Origin of the sequence: Actinomadura sp. SCN-SB (assembly GCF_043906805.1) — a bacterium.
Classification (GTDB): Bacteria; Actinomycetota; Actinomycetes; order Streptosporangiales; family Streptosporangiaceae; genus Spirillospora.
Window position 1 is genome coordinate 22701 of sequence record NZ_JBIMPP010000072.1, and the last position, 16388, is coordinate 39088.

The 16388-nt window shown below is 64.7% G+C and carries 20 protein-coding genes and 1 tRNA gene; 8 read left to right on the forward strand and 13 right to left on the reverse strand.

All coding sequences use genetic code 11. The features are described from left to right. Positions 1-504: 504 nt before the first annotated feature. On the forward strand, positions 505-2838 hold the full coding sequence (locus tag ACGWYJ_RS32500) for a transglycosylase domain-containing protein (RefSeq protein WP_395110266.1): 2334 nt from the start codon (positions 505-507) through the stop codon (positions 2836-2838). A gap of 7 nt (positions 2839-2845) precedes the next feature. Here ACGWYJ_RS32500 and ACGWYJ_RS32505 read toward each other — a convergent pair whose 3' ends face one another. Beyond that, a complete protein-coding gene (locus ACGWYJ_RS32505; protein WP_395110267.1) occupies positions 2846-3310 on the reverse strand; it encodes a GatB/YqeY domain-containing protein in 465 nt (154 codons plus the stop codon). 185 nt (positions 3311-3495) lie between these two features. On the opposite strand from ACGWYJ_RS32505, the gene ACGWYJ_RS32510 reads away from it, so the two are divergent. Both ACGWYJ_RS32510 and ACGWYJ_RS32515 read left to right on the forward strand, forming a co-directional pair. After that, positions 3496-4392 carry a metallophosphoesterase gene (locus ACGWYJ_RS32510; RefSeq protein WP_395110268.1) on the forward strand — a complete coding sequence of 299 codons (897 nt, stop codon included), beginning with the start codon at positions 3496-3498 and terminating at the stop codon, positions 4390-4392. Between the two features lie 79 nt (positions 4393-4471). Then, positions 4472-4545, forward strand: a tRNA-Pro gene (locus tag ACGWYJ_RS32515). A gap of 100 nt (positions 4546-4645) precedes the next feature. Here the strand turns inward: ACGWYJ_RS32515 and xerC are convergent. The 6 genes from xerC to ACGWYJ_RS32545 form a co-directional block, all read right to left on the reverse strand. Then, on the reverse strand, positions 4646-5827 hold the full coding sequence (gene xerC / locus ACGWYJ_RS32520; protein ID WP_395110269.1) for a tyrosine recombinase XerC: 1182 nt from the start codon (positions 5825-5827) through the stop codon (positions 4646-4648). Positions 5828-5974: 147 nt separating this feature from the next. Continuing rightward, a complete protein-coding gene (locus tag ACGWYJ_RS32525) occupies positions 5975-6151 on the reverse strand; it encodes a helix-turn-helix domain-containing protein (protein WP_395110270.1) in 177 nt (58 codons plus the stop codon). A 154-nt stretch (positions 6152-6305) separates the two neighbouring features. Then, the gene (locus ACGWYJ_RS32530; RefSeq protein ID WP_395110271.1) at positions 6306-8120 is read right to left on the reverse strand and encodes a cell division protein FtsK; all 1815 of its coding nucleotides are present in this window, start codon (positions 8118-8120) and stop codon (positions 6306-6308) included. Next, on the reverse strand, positions 8117-8461 hold the full coding sequence (locus ACGWYJ_RS32535) for a hypothetical protein (protein ID WP_395110272.1): 345 nt from the start codon (positions 8459-8461) through the stop codon (positions 8117-8119). The genes ACGWYJ_RS32530 and ACGWYJ_RS32535 overlap by 4 nt, the downstream gene beginning before the upstream one ends. A 32-nt stretch (positions 8462-8493) precedes the next feature. Beyond that, positions 8494-8808, reverse strand: coding sequence for a hypothetical protein (locus tag ACGWYJ_RS32540; protein ID WP_395110273.1), 315 nt, complete (start codon positions 8806-8808; stop codon positions 8494-8496). Positions 8809-8856: 48 nt separating this feature from the next. Continuing rightward, entirely contained in the window at positions 8857-9084 is a 228-nt protein-coding gene (locus tag ACGWYJ_RS32545; RefSeq protein WP_395110274.1) for a hypothetical protein, read from the reverse strand. A 175-nt stretch (positions 9085-9259) separates the two neighbouring features. Between ACGWYJ_RS32545 and ACGWYJ_RS32550 the strand changes: the two genes are divergently transcribed. After that, complete coding sequence (locus ACGWYJ_RS32550) at positions 9260-10006, forward strand: helix-turn-helix domain-containing protein (protein ID WP_395110275.1); 747 nt, start codon at positions 9260-9262, stop codon at positions 10004-10006. A 2-nt stretch (positions 10007-10008) separates the two neighbouring features. Further along, the gene (locus ACGWYJ_RS32555) at positions 10009-10485 is read left to right on the forward strand and encodes an NUDIX hydrolase (protein ID WP_395110276.1); all 477 of its coding nucleotides are present in this window, start codon (positions 10009-10011) and stop codon (positions 10483-10485) included. On the opposite strand, the gene ACGWYJ_RS32560 is transcribed toward ACGWYJ_RS32555, so the two are convergent. From ACGWYJ_RS32560 to ACGWYJ_RS32575, 4 genes are read right to left on the reverse strand one after another with little or no spacing between them, the layout of a single operon-like run. Then, on the reverse strand, positions 10482-11045 hold the full coding sequence (locus tag ACGWYJ_RS32560) for an HD domain-containing protein (RefSeq protein ID WP_395110277.1): 564 nt from the start codon (positions 11043-11045) through the stop codon (positions 10482-10484). The genes ACGWYJ_RS32555 and ACGWYJ_RS32560 overlap by 4 nt on opposite strands. Positions 11046-11066: 21 nt before the next feature. After that, entirely contained in the window at positions 11067-11573 is a 507-nt protein-coding gene (locus ACGWYJ_RS32565) for a GntR family transcriptional regulator (protein WP_395110278.1), read from the reverse strand. 50 nt (positions 11574-11623) lie between these two features. Further along, a complete protein-coding gene (locus ACGWYJ_RS32570; protein WP_395110279.1) occupies positions 11624-11971 on the reverse strand; it encodes a helix-turn-helix domain-containing protein in 348 nt (115 codons plus the stop codon). After that, a complete protein-coding gene (locus ACGWYJ_RS32575) occupies positions 11916-12386 on the reverse strand; it encodes an ATP-binding protein (protein WP_395110280.1) in 471 nt (156 codons plus the stop codon). The genes ACGWYJ_RS32570 and ACGWYJ_RS32575 overlap by 56 nt, the downstream gene beginning before the upstream one ends. A 208-nt stretch (positions 12387-12594) precedes the next feature. On the opposite strand from ACGWYJ_RS32575, the gene ACGWYJ_RS32580 reads away from it, so the two are divergent. The 3 genes from ACGWYJ_RS32580 (at position 12595) to ACGWYJ_RS32590 (ending at position 14886) form a co-directional block, all read left to right on the forward strand. Further along, positions 12595-13326 (forward strand): helix-turn-helix transcriptional regulator, encoded by a 732-nt coding sequence (locus ACGWYJ_RS32580; RefSeq protein ID WP_395110281.1) that lies wholly within the window; start codon positions 12595-12597, stop codon positions 13324-13326. 107 nt (positions 13327-13433) lie between these two features. Further along, the gene (locus tag ACGWYJ_RS32585; RefSeq protein WP_395110282.1) at positions 13434-14237 is read left to right on the forward strand and encodes a hypothetical protein; all 804 of its coding nucleotides are present in this window, start codon (positions 13434-13436) and stop codon (positions 14235-14237) included. A 19-nt stretch (positions 14238-14256) separates the two neighbouring features. After that, positions 14257-14886, forward strand: coding sequence for a ribonuclease D (locus ACGWYJ_RS32590; protein ID WP_395110283.1), 630 nt, complete (start codon positions 14257-14259; stop codon positions 14884-14886). Positions 14887-14961: 75 nt separating this feature from the next. On the opposite strand, the gene ACGWYJ_RS32595 is transcribed toward ACGWYJ_RS32590, so the two are convergent. Both ACGWYJ_RS32595 and ACGWYJ_RS32600 read right to left on the reverse strand, forming a co-directional pair. After that, positions 14962-15567 carry a DUF2637 domain-containing protein gene (locus tag ACGWYJ_RS32595; RefSeq protein ID WP_395110284.1) on the reverse strand — a complete coding sequence of 202 codons (606 nt, stop codon included), beginning with the start codon at positions 15565-15567 and terminating at the stop codon, positions 14962-14964. After that, entirely contained in the window at positions 15560-15883 is a 324-nt protein-coding gene (locus tag ACGWYJ_RS32600; protein ID WP_395110285.1) for a hypothetical protein, read from the reverse strand. Before ACGWYJ_RS32600 ends, ACGWYJ_RS32595 begins: the two co-directional genes overlap by 8 nt. Between the last annotated feature and the right edge of the window lie 505 nt (positions 15884-16388).

Below are 16388 nucleotides of genomic sequence, written 5' to 3' on the forward strand. Positions count from 1 at the left end.
GCTCCTTGGCCGGACGGGCGCGGACGTCAGGCCGCCAAACGAAAGCCGTGGGGAAGAACTTACGGAAGCGAGGGGGGATTCAACAGTCCCCGATGGGCCCATTCTCGATATAGCCCTCCAGGGCCATACCGCCGGAACGGACTAGTTACTTCTCGTTGACGCTCGAGCCGTCTCCGTGGTTGACACCAGACCAAGGACGGCCCGGACAAATCAGCCGAACCGGTCGGCATCGCCACGTGACGGTGACTCCGCCGCAACGGTGACGGCCCTCATCGTCCCGCAACAGGAGTGCCGCCGCCCGGCAAACGAGCAATCCGCCCTGGACGACGACCCTGCCACCGCCCGGTTAAAGGCGGTTCATCATGAGACGCGAACTTGGAGCGTTATACAGGGCGTTCTCGGGCTCTGTCCGATCCGTCACGATGCGATGCGACGCAGGGTGATGCGGCGATACCGCCGAACAGGCACCGTATGCACTGGTCGTCCCCGCGTACGCTAGTGCCCGTGCTGGGTGCTAACGAGGATCGGCTGCGGGCCGCGTCGACGCTGATGCGGCTCCTGGGAGCGTGCGTCGCCGCGGGAGTGCTCGTCGCGCTCATCGCGCTTCCCGGCGTCGGCAGCGCGGGGCTCACCGCGAGGGACGCCGCCAACAACTTCGAGAACATGGACGGGCAACTGAAGACGTCGCCGCCGTCGGAGAAGACGGTGCTGTACGACGCGGACGGCAAGGAGATCGCCCGGTTCTTCGACAAGTACCGCGAGTCGGTCTCCCTCAACCGGGTCCACCCGATCATGCGGCAGGCCATCATCGACATCGAGGACTCGCGCTTCTACCAGCACGGCGCGCTCGACCTCAAGGGAACGATCCGCGCGCTGGCGTCCAACGCCAACTCCGAGCAGACGCAGGGCGGATCGACGCTCACCCAGCAGTACGTGAAGAACCTCCTGGTCGACAACGCCAAGACCGAGGCGGAGTACCGCGACGCCACCGCACCCACCGTCGGGCGCAAGCTGCGCGAGCTGCGTTACGCGCTGGACCTCGAACAGCGCATGACCAAGAACCAGATCCTTGAGGGCTACCTCAACGTCGCGTACTTCGGCGCGGGCGCGTACGGCGTGCAGGCCGCGTCCAAGCGGTACTTCAGCAAGCCCGCCTCCGACCTGAACCTCGAACAGGCCGCGTTGCTCGCCGGCATCACCCAGAACCCCACCGCGTACGACCCCATCCGCAACCCGGCCGCCGCCCGGCAACGGCGCGACACCGTCCTGTACCGGATGGTGCAGCTCAAGCACATCACCAAGCAGCAGGCCGACGCCGCCGCGGCCAAGCCCATCGAGCTCAACGAGACCAAGCCGGTGGGCGGGTGCGAGACCAGCAAGGCCCCGTACTTCTGCGAGTACGTGAAGTACGACGTGCTGCAGATCCTGTCCGGCGGCAAGTACTGGCAGATGACGCCCAAGCAGCGGCAGGACATCGTCAACCAGCTCAACCGCGGCGGCTACTCCATCCGCACGACGCTCGACATGAAGGCCCAGAACGCCGTCGACCGCGCGCTCCGCAGCAACGTCCCACCGTCCGGCAACCGGGTCGGCGCCGAGGCGATGGTGGAGCCCGGCACCGGACGGGTGAAGGCCATCGGCCTGAGCAAGCGGTTCGGCGCGGGCAAGGGACGCACCACCCTCAACCTGCCCGCCGACTGGGCGCACGGGGGCGGCAACGGCGTGTCCGCCGGCTCCACGTTCAAGGTGTTCACGCTCGCGGCGGCGCTCGACGAGGGCATCCCGGTCAACACGCACATCAACTCGCCGGAGACGACCACCATCACCGGTTTCCAGCCGTGCAGGTACACCGGCGAGTACAACGGCAAGCAGGTCAAGAACGTCATGCTGGGCGGCGGCCCGTGGCGGGTGTCCAACGCGGGCGACAGCGAGGCCGGCAACTTCGACCTCAAGACCGGCACCTGGCATTCGGTCAACACCTTCTACGCCCAGCTCGAGAAGCGGGTCGGGGTGTGCAGCGCGGTGAAGATGGCCGAGAAGTTCGGCATGAAGCGCGCCAACGGCAACCCGCTCCTGCCCGTGCCCGCCCAGGTGTTGGGCACCAACGACATCGACATGGTGCATTTGGCCGCCGCCTACGCCGGCTTCGCCGCACGCGGCAAGTACTGCACCCCGGTCTCCGTCATCGAGGTCGTCGACTCCGATGGCAAGAAGCTCAAGGCGCCCAATTCGACCTGCCGCCAGGTCGTGGACGAGGCCATCGCCGACAAGGTCAACGAGATCCTGCAAGGAGTGCTGAAGCAGGGCACCGCGACGGGCCGCGGCATCGGACGTCCGGCGGCCGCCAAGACCGGCACCTGTGAGGCGCACACCTGCGCGGTGTTCGCCGGGCACACCCCGAACCTCGCCGCCGCCACCGCGTACTGGGACCCCCGCAGCCCCTGGGAGTACCCGGTGTACGGCGTGTACGGCGCCGACACCCCCGGCGCGATCTGGCAGCAGAGCATGCGCGCCGCCCTGGCCGGTGAGCCCGCCCCCGGCTTCGCCCGTCCCACCCGCGACTTCGGCGACACCATCCGCGTCCCGGACGTGAGGGGCATGTCGGTCGGCGCGGCCGCCGCCCGCCTGCGGGCCGCCGACCTTCAGGTACGGATCGCGCCGCGTCCCGTCGAGTCGGACGAGCGGCGCGGCACCGTCGCCTCGACCTCACCGGACGCGCAGACCGAGGTCGGCCCCGGCACCACCGTGGTCATCTACACCAGCAACGGCCGCGGCGGAGGCAACGGGCCGGGCCGCCCAGGCGGCCGGCCCGGCTTCCAATGGCCCTGGGAGGACTGACGCGGGCTCAGCCGCCCGACTCGGCGAGCCGCCGCTTCACCTCGGCGGCGACCCGTCCGCCCTCGGCGCGGCCCGCGACCTTCGGGCTGACGGCCTTCATGACCTGGCCGATGGCCCGCGGACCCGTGGCGCCCGTCTCGGCGATCGCCTCGGCGACCAGGGCACCGAGCTCCTCGTCGGTGAGCTGCGCGGGCAGGTACTCCTCCAGCACCGCGCCCTCGTTCCGTTCGGCCTCCGCCTGAGCGTCCCGGCCGGCGTCGGCGAACGCCGCCGCGGCCTCCCGGCGCTTCTTGGCCTCACGGGTGAGCACCTTGACGACGTCGTCGTCGGACAGCTCCCGGGGCCGCTCGCCGGCGACCTCCTCGTTGCGGATCGCGGTGAGCGCGATGCGCAGGGTACGGGTGCGTACCAGGTCGCGCGCCTTCATCGCCGCGACGAGATCGTTCTCCAGCTTCTCCCTCAGGGCACTCATGCGCACAATCATGCCCGCCCGGCCCCGGAGGTCTCACCAGGATTACCGGCGTACGCGGCACTGCCCGACTCTGGGAGCATATGAGTGTGTCGTTCTCGTCCACCGGCCGCCGGTGGCCGGATCCCGCCGCGGCGGGGGCGGACGAGAACGATTCCGAACCAGGGTCCGGCCTTGGAGGGAGAACCGTGCGAAAGACCTACGCCATACCCCTGGGGCTGACGGGCGCGGGCGCGGCCACGTTCGCGTACGCGTCGCTGCTGGAGCGCAACTGGTTCCGGTTGCGCCGCTACGACGTTCCCGTGCTGGCCCCCGGCCGGCCCTCGGTCAAGATCCTGCATCTCTCCGACGCGCACCTCACCCCCGGACGCGGGCGGCTGATCCGCTGGGTCCGTTCACTGGACGCCCTGGAGCCCGACCTGGTCGTCAGCACCGGCGACGCCCTCGCCCACCGCGACGCGATCGGCCCGTTCCTCGAGGCCCTCGGCCCCCTCCTCGACCGTCCCGGCGTGTTCGTGTACGGCTCCAACGACCTCTACTCGCCGATCTTCAAGAACCCCACCCGGTACGTCTGGCGCACCAGCAAGTCCGACTACGACCGGCGCCGCCGCGAACCCGACCTCCCGTACCGCGAACTGGGCTCCTCCCTCCAGGCCGCGGGCTGGCTGGACCTCAACAACCGGATCGGCCGCCTCAAGGTGGGCGAGCTCGACATCGAGTTCGGCGGCATCGACGACTCCCACATCGACCGCGACCGCTACGACAAGATCGCCGGCCCGGTCGACCCCCAGGCCGACGTCCACCTGGGCGTCATGCACTCCCCCGAGCCGGGCAACCTCGACCGCTTCGTGATCGACGGCTACGACCTCCTCCTCGCCGGCCACACCCACGGCGGCCAGGTCTGCCTCCCCTTCTACGGCGCCCTCGCCACCAACTGCGGCATCGACCGCCCCCGCGTGAAGGGCCTCCACCGCCACCGCGGCGCCTGGCTCCACATCTCCGCCGGCCTGGGCACGTCCCCCATGGCCCCCATGCGCTTCTGCTGCCCGCCCGAGGCGTCCCTGCTCACCCTGGTCCCCCGATAATTGATGACGCAGCACCCCGGGACATCCGCTAAAGTGGACCAGGCGCCGGGAGAACGTACGGCTCCCGGGCAGCCACCACCGGGGTGTAGCGCAGCTTGGCAGCGCGCTTCGTTCGGGACGAAGAGGTCGTGGGTTCAAATCCCGCCACCCCGACAGATAACCGCAGGTGAGAGAGGGTTTCGGAGCTAGCTCCGGAGCCCTTTTTCGATCTTGGGGTCGATGGGCGCACAACGGGGAGCACACGTCATCGGACTTACGCTGACTTGCTCTGACCGAACACGGCGTTGATCGCCTCGGCACCCTTGGTGATCACCGGCTTGAGCTGATGCCGGTAGACCTCTTCAGTGACCGCCGTGGACGAGTGGCCGCAGAGATCGGCGATGTTCTCGATGGGCACGCCACTGTCACTCATGATCGAGACGAACGAGTGGCGCAGTTCACGGGGCGTCCACTTCTCCCCGATGCCCGCCTTCTTGGTGATCAGCCGGAACGCCCGCCGCACGTTGGCGGCGTCGAGCGGCGTTCCGGTCGGTGAGCAGAACACCAGGTTGTTGTTCTGCCATGCCTTGCCCGCCCTGAGCTTCTGGGCGGCTTGGCGCGTGTGATGCTTCCGGAGTGCCTCGGCCGCCCGCTTGGGGAGTTCCAGCGTGCGACGCGACTTCTCCGTCTTGGTGTCGCCATGCGCCCGGACGGACCGCCATACGTAGAGGGCGAACTTCTCGTGGTCGAATCCGACATCGGTCACCGGCCGCCAACCGGTCGCGTCCTCCACCCATGCCACGACGTGATCCCATCGGAGTGCGCGCGCCTCTTCGGTACGGATGCCGGTCATAAGGCTGATCACTACGTACGCGTGCAGCCTCGATGACTCTGCTTTCTCCAGTACCGCCGTGGCCTGGTGGAGCGTGAGGGCCTTGCTCGGACGTCCGGCCTTGCCCTTTGGCGTGGTGACCAGTTCGGCCACGTTCCGGATCACCATGTCCCGGGCCTGAGCCTGCCGGATCGAGCGCTTGAGGATCGCGTGAACGCCTCGGAGACTCCGTGTGGACAGCTTGTCCGTGAGTCCGTCGAGCCACTCGTCTACGTCGTCCGCGCGCAGGTCCTTGAGCTTGGCCTTGCCGATCAGCGGGATCACGTGCGTCTCGGCGAGGATGCGGTTCGTCGTGATCGTCTTGGGATCACGCCCCTTGAGCCCCTTGGAAAGCCAGTCATGGACGGCGTCCGCGACTGTGTAGTTCTCAGGGCTCTTGATGCCGGACTCCAGCTCATTGACGAGCTTCTTGAGCTTGTCCTTGACCTCGTCCTTGGTACGGCCCTTCCTCTTGGGGCGGTTGGGCTTCCCGTTTGGCCGGTAGCCGAGCCAGAGGGCACCGGTGTAGCCCTTGCCTTCCGGGTAGATCGATCCCTCGTACTTGCCGATGAAGATCTTTGCCAAGAGATCCCCTCCTCTCCCACCGCTGGATGCGGCGGCTCTCCGCCGTTTCCGGATAAACGGCTACCAGCGACGATAACCCAAGACGTCCCTAGACGTCCCTACGGTTGGGCGGATTCTCCGGATGATGTCGGAGAATCCGCCCAGCGATCAGTTGGGAGACTGGTCTTCGAGTGAGGCGATGAAGTCGGCAAGGTGCTGGTCGGTGATGCGGCGCAGCTTGTCGATCTTGATGCTGTGGAGGCGGCCGGTCCGGATGAGGGCGTAGACCTTGTCGCGACCGATCTGGAGAATCTCGGCGACCTGTTCGACGGTGTATGCCTTCACGATCACCTCCTTTCTCCCCGAGCCGTCTCGGGGGACGTGTCGGGCGTGGCGATCATCTCCGTTTCGTGACGGTGGGTGATTGTCTTCGTCTTTGTCTATGTCTCGTCTACGGCCCTATGCGTGCAGACGCGCGCGAGACGTAGACGTAGACAAGTCACTCAGAGTGCTTGCTCACGGCGCGCCACCGTCCGCGCGAGACCTGGATGACGCGTCCGGTTTTGGTGAGGTCGCGTAGTCGTTGGTAGATCCAGGGACGGCTCATGCCGGTTCCGGCGATCAGATGGGACACGGGCGTGCCCTCGTCCGGCGCGCCGCTCAGCATGGCCCACAGGATCGCCTCGGACGTGCCGTCCTCCTTGCCCGTAGCCGGGACGCTGGTGGAGGAGTCGGCGACGTCGAGGGAGCGCAGCGCGATACCGGCGCGCGCTTCCTCGATGGCCGTTCGCGAGATCTCGTCAAGTATCGGGCGGAGTTCTGCATGTCGCCGCGCTGCCTCGGCTACGGCCTGGTCGGTGAGAAGGTAGGCGCGGCCTCGCCGAGGAACGTCATGCTCGGGCGCCGAGAGCAGGAACTTGCCGGGAGCATTGAGAGTGTGGGCATGCCATCCTGCCGCGAGCATCCCTTGCCCGAGGATGAGGTCAACGTCCTTACGTTCTCGCACCCGGAAGGACACGCGTACGTCCATCTGAGAGCGAACGGCACCCTTCCCCATGGCCTTCTGTGTGGGTCGCTGGGTGGCCGCGACGAGGGTTACCGCGACGGCCCGTCCTCGTCGGGCGATCGAGTCGGTATCGGTGATGCTCTCGGGCGCGTCGTCGGCCAGCTCGGCGTACTCGTCGATGACGATCACCAGTGCGGGCAGGTCCGGGGACGGCTCCCACACTCGGCGCCCTTGCGAGGCCAGTGATGCCGCCCGCGCCTCCAGGACGGCCACAGCGTCGCGCAGGAGCGCGCGGGCTTGCTCGGGTGTGGTGGCGAGACGATCGATGCAGGACGCCCACGGCTGGAGTTCCATCCCGCGTTTGAGGTCAACGGCCCAGATCACCACGTCCCGGCATGCGGTGAGGTTGCCCATCACCACATTGATGCCGCCGCTCTTGCCCGAGCCGGCCACCCCGCCGAACAGGCCATGGCGGCGCAGCAGCAGGACGCGCGCGCTTGTGGCATCCTCGAACGGCCCCAGGTCGATCGGCTCGGCAATGGACGAGACAGACGGCCCAGGCCACACGATCGCGTCCGCGTGCGGATCATGGTCGAGAACGCGCAGCTCGAACCGGTTGGCCTTGTCGTCCCGGGTTGGGTAGACGCGCACGGCGCCTCGGAACGTCCCGAGAGCCGACTCGATCGCGGGAACCTTGGCGGTCACATCCTGGATCGTCTGGCCGCGTGCCAGCGCGAACCGGGCGCGCCATCCCCACACGTCCACCATGGCGGACTGTGCACGTGAGCCGGTAAGCCCGATCGACTCGGCGATCTCGGGCCATGCCGCAATCTGCCGGTCTACGCGCACCTTGGCGCGCCGTCGCCGATGCACCCACCACGGCACGCCCAGCACCAGGACGCCTCCGACGAGAAGCTGGGGAAGCGGCCGGTAGGCGATCCCCAGGGCGGTTGCCAAGGTGAGCCACGCGCCCGCGCTCATAACCGCCGTCGCGGCATACCAGCGTTCCAGCCGAGACAGGCCGAGCCGTTCCCGGAACAGCACCAGAGCGGACGCCTGCACCACAGTGGCGCAGAGGACAAGCGGCCACCACTGCGGATAGGCCACATGGAGGACGGCGCCGACCAACGCCAACACGATGCCCGAGGAAATCGGCGCCAGTTCGGAGCGGTACCGCCACAGGACGCGCCCGATCACCACGGCGGCAACGTCGGGAAGCTGGTCGTCCCGGTTGATGACGATCATTGGCTGTAGCCCGTACCGGCGCATCTTGCGGGCATGCCGCCGCATTTGCCGCCCGCCGTTCACGAGCGCTCCCACCACTCGGGCGGAAGCTGCCCCTGCGCGCGCAGCTCGTCGCGCAAGTAGTACAGCGCGTCCGGCTCGGCGTCCCGATCGGCCTTGAGGGTCACGCGCGCGGCGGCCACCAGATTCGCCCAGTTGAACCGAGCCTTGATCAGCTCAACGTGCAGCCGGTTGATTTCGGCGAGCAGGACGGGCGTGTCGCTGAGTGCGGCATGCAGCCGAAGCCACAGATCTTCGATCGTCCCCATCGCGTCAGCCAACTGAGCGACGATCTCACGCGCCACTAGATTGCGCTCGCGCACTCGCTGCGGGTCGATACTGCTGGACTGCGGAATGTCAGGCACCAGGGCATCCCTCCTTCCGATTCGGGGGAGCATCAGTGCTGAGAAAGGCTCTGGACGAGAACCGACACCACTTGGCGAATCTGCGGCGCGGCACTGGTCGCGGCGAGGAAGAACCCGAACAACAGGCACACCACCAGATGCCACGCGCGCAGTCCCATGTAGCGCCAAGCGATCCAGACCAGGGCGCCGAGGATCGCCACCAGCGGAACAGAAACGTTCACGTTGTGTCTCACCTCCTCGCCATCAGATCCAGAGGTCGGGATGCCGGGATCCTTGCCGGCGGCGCCGCCACCGTGCCCGGGCACGGCATTTGCGGCAGCGCTGATTTCCCGGCTCGATGCGGGCACCGCACGCGCACGAATAGGCGGTGATGATTCGTGGGAGTCGCATCCGGCTCACCGTCCCGCCGTGACGCGCTCCCGTTCGGGAAGCTCGTCACAATTCGTGCGAGTGGTGAGCAGACGCCGAGAGGCGAGACCGGTACGGCTCGGGCCGTTGCCGCGACGCACGGCGCGGCGCTCCTCGGCGTGAATGCCGATGACCACCATCGCGAAAATCCCGCAGACGGTACCGGCCAGGAAGACGGCGATGATCGAAGCCAGAACGAGGATCATGAAGATCACCTCTCTCGCGTAAGGCCCGATATCCGGCGGGGGGGCGGCTCGGGCGATCGGATTGCCTTACGAGAAAGAGAGTCCTCCCAGACGCAGGGACGAGATCACTACATGACTGGACCTGTTCAAGACGTCCTCGTAGGGTTGTCGGCGTCCCTTGACGTCCTGCGACCCGGACGGGTGCATGCCGAACGAACGTCTACGCGCGGCCCTGCTGCAACGCGGCATGACCATCGCTGCTCTCGCCGAGGAGATCGACGTAGATCCCAAGACCGTCGAGCGATGGATCACCCAGGGCCGAACGCCCTACCGACGGCACCGCTACGCAGTGGCTTCGCGGCTCGGCCTGGAAGAGACGTACCTGTGGCCCGAGGCACTGAGCAAGGAACAGGTCACCCAGGTCTCCGACAGCGAGATCATCACCGTCTACCCGCACCGCTGGGCCACCCCAAGGGACGCATGGGGACGTCTGTTCACCGACGCCCAACACGAGATCGGCATCCTCGTCTACAGCGGCATGTTCCTCGCCGAGGACACCGGAGTGCAGCGCACACTCGCAGACAAGGCCAAAGCCGGCGTCCGGGTCCGCGTCCTCCTTGGAGACCCTGACGCGCCCCAGGTCGCCGAACGCGGCACAGACGAAGGCATCGGCGAAGCCATGGCCGCCAAGATCCGCAACGTCCTGGTCATCTACAAACCGCTCACCAAGCTCGACAACGTCGAGATCCGCCTACATGCCACCGTGCTCTACAACTCAATCTTCTACGCAGACGATCAGATGTTCGTCAACACACACGTCTACGGCGTCCCAGCGTCCAACGCGCCCTTCTGGCACCTGCGCAAGATTCCGGGCGGCGAGATCGTCACGACCTACCTGGAGAGCTTCGAACGTGTCTGGGAAGGCGCTAAGCCACTGCACCCGGGGGACTGAGCATGGCCCGCAGGATCGACTACTACGACGACCCCAACGCCCCCAAAGCCAACAGTCTCGTCCCATCGGTCAACGTCGTAGTAGAGAACGACAACGGCGAGATCCTCATGATCCGCCGCACCGACAACGACAACTGGGCCGTCCCCGGCGGCGCAATCGACCTAGGCGAGTCCGTCAGCCAAGCCGCCGTCCGAGAGACCCGCGAAGAAACTGGCATCGACTGCGAGATCACTGGCATCGTCGGGATCTACTCAGACCCGAAACACCTCATTCACTACACAAGCAACGACGAGGTACGCCAGGAGTTCTCAATCCTGCTAACCGCTCGTCCCCTTGGCGGAGAGCCCACCCCAAGCGACGAATCCCGCGAAGTCCATTGGATAGCGCCCGACGACGTCCAGTCCCTACAGCTTGACCGCTCAATGCGCCTACGCATCAACCACTACCTAGAGCGCCGAGACAAGCCGTTCATCAACTAGAGCGCCAATCCGACAAGGCGCGATTCTGTCTGGATGTGCTCCACTGCTCCCACCAGATGCGGCTCAGCAAGCCGGGTGAACCGCGTGACCACATGCACGGGACCGTAACGCGCGCGAATCTCGGCAAGCCGCTCGGAAATGTCAACAGGTTCCCCGTCGGGCGTCGTCGTCATGTCGCAGTAGATCAGCGCGCGGCTCAGACAAGCGTCCGCAGGTGGGAACTCGCTGCTCAGCACTTCGGCGAGACCACGCTCCCGAGCCTCGATGATGGCGCAGGAGTGACCCGCCACCAGACGACACAGCACCTCATCGGCGCCCGCCACATCCCGCAGGTAGCGAGCACCATCGAGAGGATGGAAACCGGTCACCGCAATCTCCGGGCTGTACCCGATGTCATGCAGCCACGCGGCCGCCTCCAGCAACTCCGCTTGGTCGCCGAGGAGAGGCGCGAGGTCCCTGGCCTTCCTGGCCACACCCTGGGTGTGAGCCCAACGGCGAGGCAACGACTCGGCGAGCAGGTCACGGGCGATCTCACACGCCCAAGCGGCATCGGCGTTCATGTCTCCGACGCTACGGACACCTCAGCGGACATCCACGGACGCCCCCGGATCATCTGGGGACGTCTTGGACCTGACGATCCGTCCCCGTCCCCGAACGCACACCACCAAGCCGGCCCGCTCCAGCTCCACAAGCGCACGCTGTGCAGTCTGCCGCGAAACGCCGTAGCACTCACTGATCCGAAGCTCTCCCGGTAGCACCTCCCCGGCACGGAAGGCACCACCATCGATCTGCGCACGAAGCTGAGCGGCGATTCTCTGATACTGCGGTCCACCAACCACGCCCGGTGTGCCCTGTCCGGGGACGCGAACGAAACGCCCCACACCTGCTGTGACCGTGATCAAACCCTCATCCCGCAGAACCGCCAAGGCACGACGAACCGTACCGCGTGTAACGGCGAACTCCTCGCACAAGGCCGCCTCGGAAGGGAGCCGTGAAACTTGCGAGTATTCGCCACTTGCGACACGCTCACGCAACGTCCCGGCAATCTGAAGGTAAGCGCCGTACGGTGTTGGTCTCCGCGAAACCATTTGCCGCGCCGTTCGGTCACAACTTGAGCGAGTCGTGCCGTCCTCCGCATTCAACGCGAATCAACACCGTCGAACTCAGTGACCGGATGTGTATCTTGTGTGCGCTTTCGTTCAAGCACCACAGGCGGGCAGTTCAACGCGTCAGCGAGTTTCCGGATCATCGATGGTGTCGCATTACGTGTCCCCGACTCGATCTCGCTGATCAAGCTCAGTGCCACACCGCATGCCGCTGCGAGCTGGGTCTTAGTTAGTCCAGCTTGTTCGCGGGCATAGGTCACTGCTTCGGGCTCATGATTCAGCGGATTCTTTGGACCTCTGCGCGAAGGCATCACAGACTCCCGTCTATTGAACACGTCGACGACTGTGTGCCTGCACACGCGCCCAGACCCATTTGCCATGGGGAACTGTCGGAGTTACCCCACACTCCGACGACAGCGCCTGAACGATCGGCAAGCCCCAACCGCCCGTACCGTCATCGTGTCCAGGGTCAAGCGCACGAGGGTCGGGCTCGATGTCGAGTGGCGACAACTCAACCACAGGCTTCGGTTTCGGCATGGCGTCCGAGGCATCCCATACGCCCAGCAGGACCGCACCCGGCTCCCGCGTGAACCGCACCCGGATATGGCCGTCTGGCGTCACCTGTACGGCATTGGCTACGAGTTCGCCAGCGATCAGGTACACGTCTTGAGCGATGCCGAGCAAGCCCCACTCGCCGAGCCGGATCTCGATGTGAAGGCGGACTTGCCCGGCTGCCGTCTCTGCGGCCAGACATGTCAGATCCAACTCGCGCGAGGTCACCGTTTCGGGGCTCACCGGTCACTCACCCGCACCCACGACGCCCGCGCGACGGCCGAGCCGAGCACATCGACAGGCCACCGCATCGGGGCGATACGGACAGACATCCAGGTTCGTCATGTCCACGAGCGTTCCGTGAGCTGCGGGACCTCTCGACAGGCTTCTAGGGACGTCTAGGGACGTCTTCTGTTACCGTCAGGACGACGCAGACGCATCGGGAGACCTGGTGAACGACTTGTTGCGGCGCGCACTCCTCGACGCTGACCTCACCGAGGCAGACGTAGCCGAACGCCTAGGCGTAGACCCCAAGACCGTCCACCGCTGGCTAGCCGGCCGCGTCCCCTATCCCCGTCACCGAGCCAACGTTGCGGCACTCCTCAACACCGACGAGACCGCCCTGTGGCCGCAGACGTCCCAACCGCGCGCACTCCCCGAGCCACCAACCGCCGAGATCCTCGCCACATACCCCCACCGCTGGGCCGTCCCTCGCCACGTCTGGCAACATCACTTCGAAAGCGCCCAACACGAGATCGGCATCCTCGTCTACTCGGGCCTGTTCATCGCCGAGGACGCTGGCCTACTGCGGACCATCGCCGACAAAGCCCGCTCAGGCGTGAACGTCCGCCTCCTCCTCGGCAACCCAGACGGCCCAAGGATCGCTGAACGCGGCGCCGACGAAGGCGTAGGCGACTCCCTAGCCGCCAAGATCCGCAACGCCCTCGTCCACTACCGTCCCCTCCTCGACGTTGAAGGCATCGAGCTACGCCTGCATGACACGGTCCTCTACAACTCGATCTACCGAGCCGACGATGACCTCCTGATCAACCTCCATGCATATGGCATACCTGCAGCTCAAGCACCAGTCCTTCACGTTCGGCACATCGAGCGTGACGACATGGCTTGTACCTACCACGACAGCTTCACACGGGTCTGGTCAGGTTCAACCACCTGCATGTGACTCGGCCATGTGAGCAGCGGCCAATCGCGGCCAACCGTGGGTCCGGTCCTGCATCGGTGGTAGTTCGGCGCGCAAGAATGTCAGACCCTGTCCGTACCGTTCCACGTATGAACACGGAGGTCGCAGTGGGAGTGTCCCAAGCCCCAAAGCCCTTCCGCCGGCTGAGCACACTACAACTGGCATTGCTCGTTTTCGTGCTTGTGTCCATTGGCTGCGTACTTCTCTACCTTGGTGGACGAACTGATCTTTGGCGCAATCACCAAGGCCTACAGACCTTTGTCAACAATCTCGGCAGTATTCTGATCGTCTCGGTCGGACTAGCATTGATCTGGGAATGGTTTGGAAAGAGATCATTTGCTCGAGAGATACTCGAGACGGCCCGAACAAGCACGGATGTCCACGCTGCCGGCCTAGTTCAAGTGGGCATGAATTATGTACAGGACGCGGACTGGGATGCCCTCTTTAGCGGCGTGCAGAAGCTAGACATTTTCGTCGCCTACGGTCGAACTTGGAGAAATTCCCATTTCGCCAAGTTGCAAAGAGTGGCCACGACTCGCGGAGCACGTATTCGTGTATTCCTTCCCGATCCAGATGATAATCATACGATGTCCGTCCTGGCTGAGCGATTCTCGATGAGTGAACAGAGACTCAAGGACGCGGTCAATGAAAGCAAGTTGGAATTTTCGTCACTCCAACAAGCGGGTGCTGCGGACGTGCAGGTCTACTTCCGCAAAGGTGACATGGTTTTCTCTTGTTATAGGTTCGACAATATTGCAATAATTACGTTGTATACACACAGCCGTTCTCGGGGACAAGTTCCGATTCTGGTGTGCCGTAATGGCGGTTCACTTTACGACTTCGTGCGCGACGAACTCCGAGCAATCGAGGATCAGAGTTCGCCTGCACCGTGACCTGGAAGAAGGACATCACATGCTGGATAACATTACTCTCTTCCATGACGATCTTTCCCAGGACGCCGTAGCGGAAATCCGTCGAGTAGACGCATTGGCATGTGATATTGAAACTTCGGGTCTCGACTGGCGTGCCGAATCCATAGGGACGTGTCAGTTCTACACCCCGAGCCTTGGCGCACTCATCGTGCAGTTTTCGCCAGATTCCCTTCCACCTCTCAGAATCAAGCGCATCATGGAAAGTCCGACAGTAACGAAGGTGTTCCATCATGCACCCTTCGATCTACGTTTCATGTGCGCCAACTGGCATATAAAGCCACAGGCCATTGCATGCACAAAGATAGCCTCGAAGATCGCCTTCCCTGCAGCATCACCTGAAAATCATAGCCTCAAAGAGCTGCTTGCCGAGCATCTTGGCATCACGGTCGACAAAGGCCAGCAGTCCAGTGACTGGCTTGCTAACAAACTTAGCTGTGAACAACTCACATACGCCGCGAATGATGTACGCCATCTCCTTGAATTGCGTGACTATCTGGAGAGCGAAATTGCAAGAAAAGGACATTTGCGCTTGTATCAAGCATGTCTAGACTTCCTGCCCAGCCGTATCGAACTAGAAGTTGGAGGCTGGCCCGACGTCTATAGTTACTGACCCCTCGCGAGGGCCCTGGCCAGTACATTTGTCTGTACTGGCCAGGGCTTGCTTTTGTACCCTTCCTCCAAATATTCAGGGCTGAATTGCAGTGGAGATGATCCGTTTGACCCTACGGCGGTCTACACCGTATTTTTCGGCGAGGTAGCGCTGAGATAACGGACGACCCGGCCCCTCTAGGCTTGCCAGGTAGTCGGCAAGTACGGCCTGTTCTGTACTCTGCTCCACTTTGGTGCGAGAGTCTCCCGATTCTTTCGACGCGCGCGATTGTAGTTGGTCGCCAGTTTTCTGGCGTGGTGTTGTTGCGCTGCGGGTGAGCGTCATCAAGAGTTCGAATGACCCGACCAGAGCCAGGGCTGGCCATGCGCTGACCAGGGCGCCTATGGGGCCGTGGTTTAGGCCGTGCGCCACGTTGGCGCCGATGGTGGCCACGATGCCCACTCCCAGGCTCCACTTGGCCAACGGTGGTACATGCTGCTTCCGGCGGCTTGCGTCCAGGATCACCATGGAGGCGGCCCAGATCAGGCCGTCCACCGTGATCGGTACCAGTCTGGCGGTTGTACCGGACTCGCCGTGGGTGCGCACCAGTTCGTAGGCGTGGCGGTACGAGATGACTGCGGCGACGATCGCGACGAGGGTTACGGCTAGGGCCGTGGTGATTCGGGTGAGGCGATCAGTCACCGGCCCACTCCTCGTGCAAGCGTCCCCACTCGCGGACGGTGACGGCGCGGAGTTCGCTCGCGTCTCGGAAGCACGTTGGGTAGAGGAGGTTCTCGGGAGCCTCGCCGTTCGGGATGGTGGGGTCCGGCTCGGCGAGGCTTGGGACTTCGACTAGGACATACCACTCGTCTGGGGCGCCCTGGGCGAGGATGGTGCCGGGTAGCCATGACCAGGTGGTGTCGTCGTGCTCGTCGGCGCCCCTGGGTGGGTACCAGACGAGGACTTGATCGTCTTCTTGGAACAGCTGGTTATGGCGGGTGTTGATCTTGGATTGCATGGGGCTCCTCTCCCGCCTGAGGAAGGGAATCCGGGGGAGCGATTCTGGGAGCACACGGGATCGGACTCCTCGGGACCGGCCCGGACCATCTCAGGCGTTTTGGCTGGTGAGGGGCTTCCCGTTCTACTCAGATCGACCTAGATCTATTCACTTGTGTTGCTTCGGGACGAAGAGGTCGTGGGTTCAAATCCCGCCACCCCGACAGAAAACCGCAGGTCAGAGGCCGGTTCTCCTTCAGGGAGACCGGCCTCAAGATCTTTTGTCCGTCCTTCGTCCGCGAACCCAACTGTCACCCCCAGACACCGTCCGCCCCGCACCAGCACCGAGAGACAATCGCCTCGTCCCTCCGCCGTTCAAGAACCTTGCTTTCGCCCACCTGGTCGCGACGCCGCCAGCGAGCCACCCAACAAAGCCCAGCCCGATGCAACCGACCGGTCACGGTCACCTCACCATGGCTGGGACGAGCCCTGCGGCGGGCAGAGCTCTCCTGGGCTCGTTCCTCTAA

Coding starts and splice junctions, on each gene's coding strand:
- ACGWYJ_RS32550 (WP_395110275.1), top strand. CDS start 9,260: ATGCCGAACGAACGTCTACGCGCGGCCCTGCTGCAACGCGGCATGACC.
- ACGWYJ_RS32600 (WP_395110285.1), bottom strand. CDS start 15,883: ATGCAATCCAAGATCAACACCCGCCATAACCAGCTGTTCCAAGAAGAC.
- ACGWYJ_RS32565 (WP_395110278.1), bottom strand. CDS start 11,573: ATGGTTTCGCGGAGACCAACACCGTACGGCGCTTACCTTCAGATTGCC.
- ACGWYJ_RS32585 (WP_395110282.1), top strand. CDS start 13,434: ATGAACACGGAGGTCGCAGTGGGAGTGTCCCAAGCCCCAAAGCCCTTC.
- ACGWYJ_RS32590 (WP_395110283.1), top strand. CDS start 14,257: ATGCTGGATAACATTACTCTCTTCCATGACGATCTTTCCCAGGACGCC.
- ACGWYJ_RS32560 (WP_395110277.1), bottom strand. CDS start 11,045: ATGAACGCCGATGCCGCTTGGGCGTGTGAGATCGCCCGTGACCTGCTC.
- ACGWYJ_RS32505 (WP_395110267.1), bottom strand. CDS start 3,310: ATGAGTGCCCTGAGGGAGAAGCTGGAGAACGATCTCGTCGCGGCGATG.
- ACGWYJ_RS32570 (WP_395110279.1), bottom strand. CDS start 11,971: ATGGCAAATGGGTCTGGGCGCGTGTGCAGGCACACAGTCGTCGACGTG.
- ACGWYJ_RS32555 (WP_395110276.1), top strand. CDS start 10,009: ATGGCCCGCAGGATCGACTACTACGACGACCCCAACGCCCCCAAAGCC.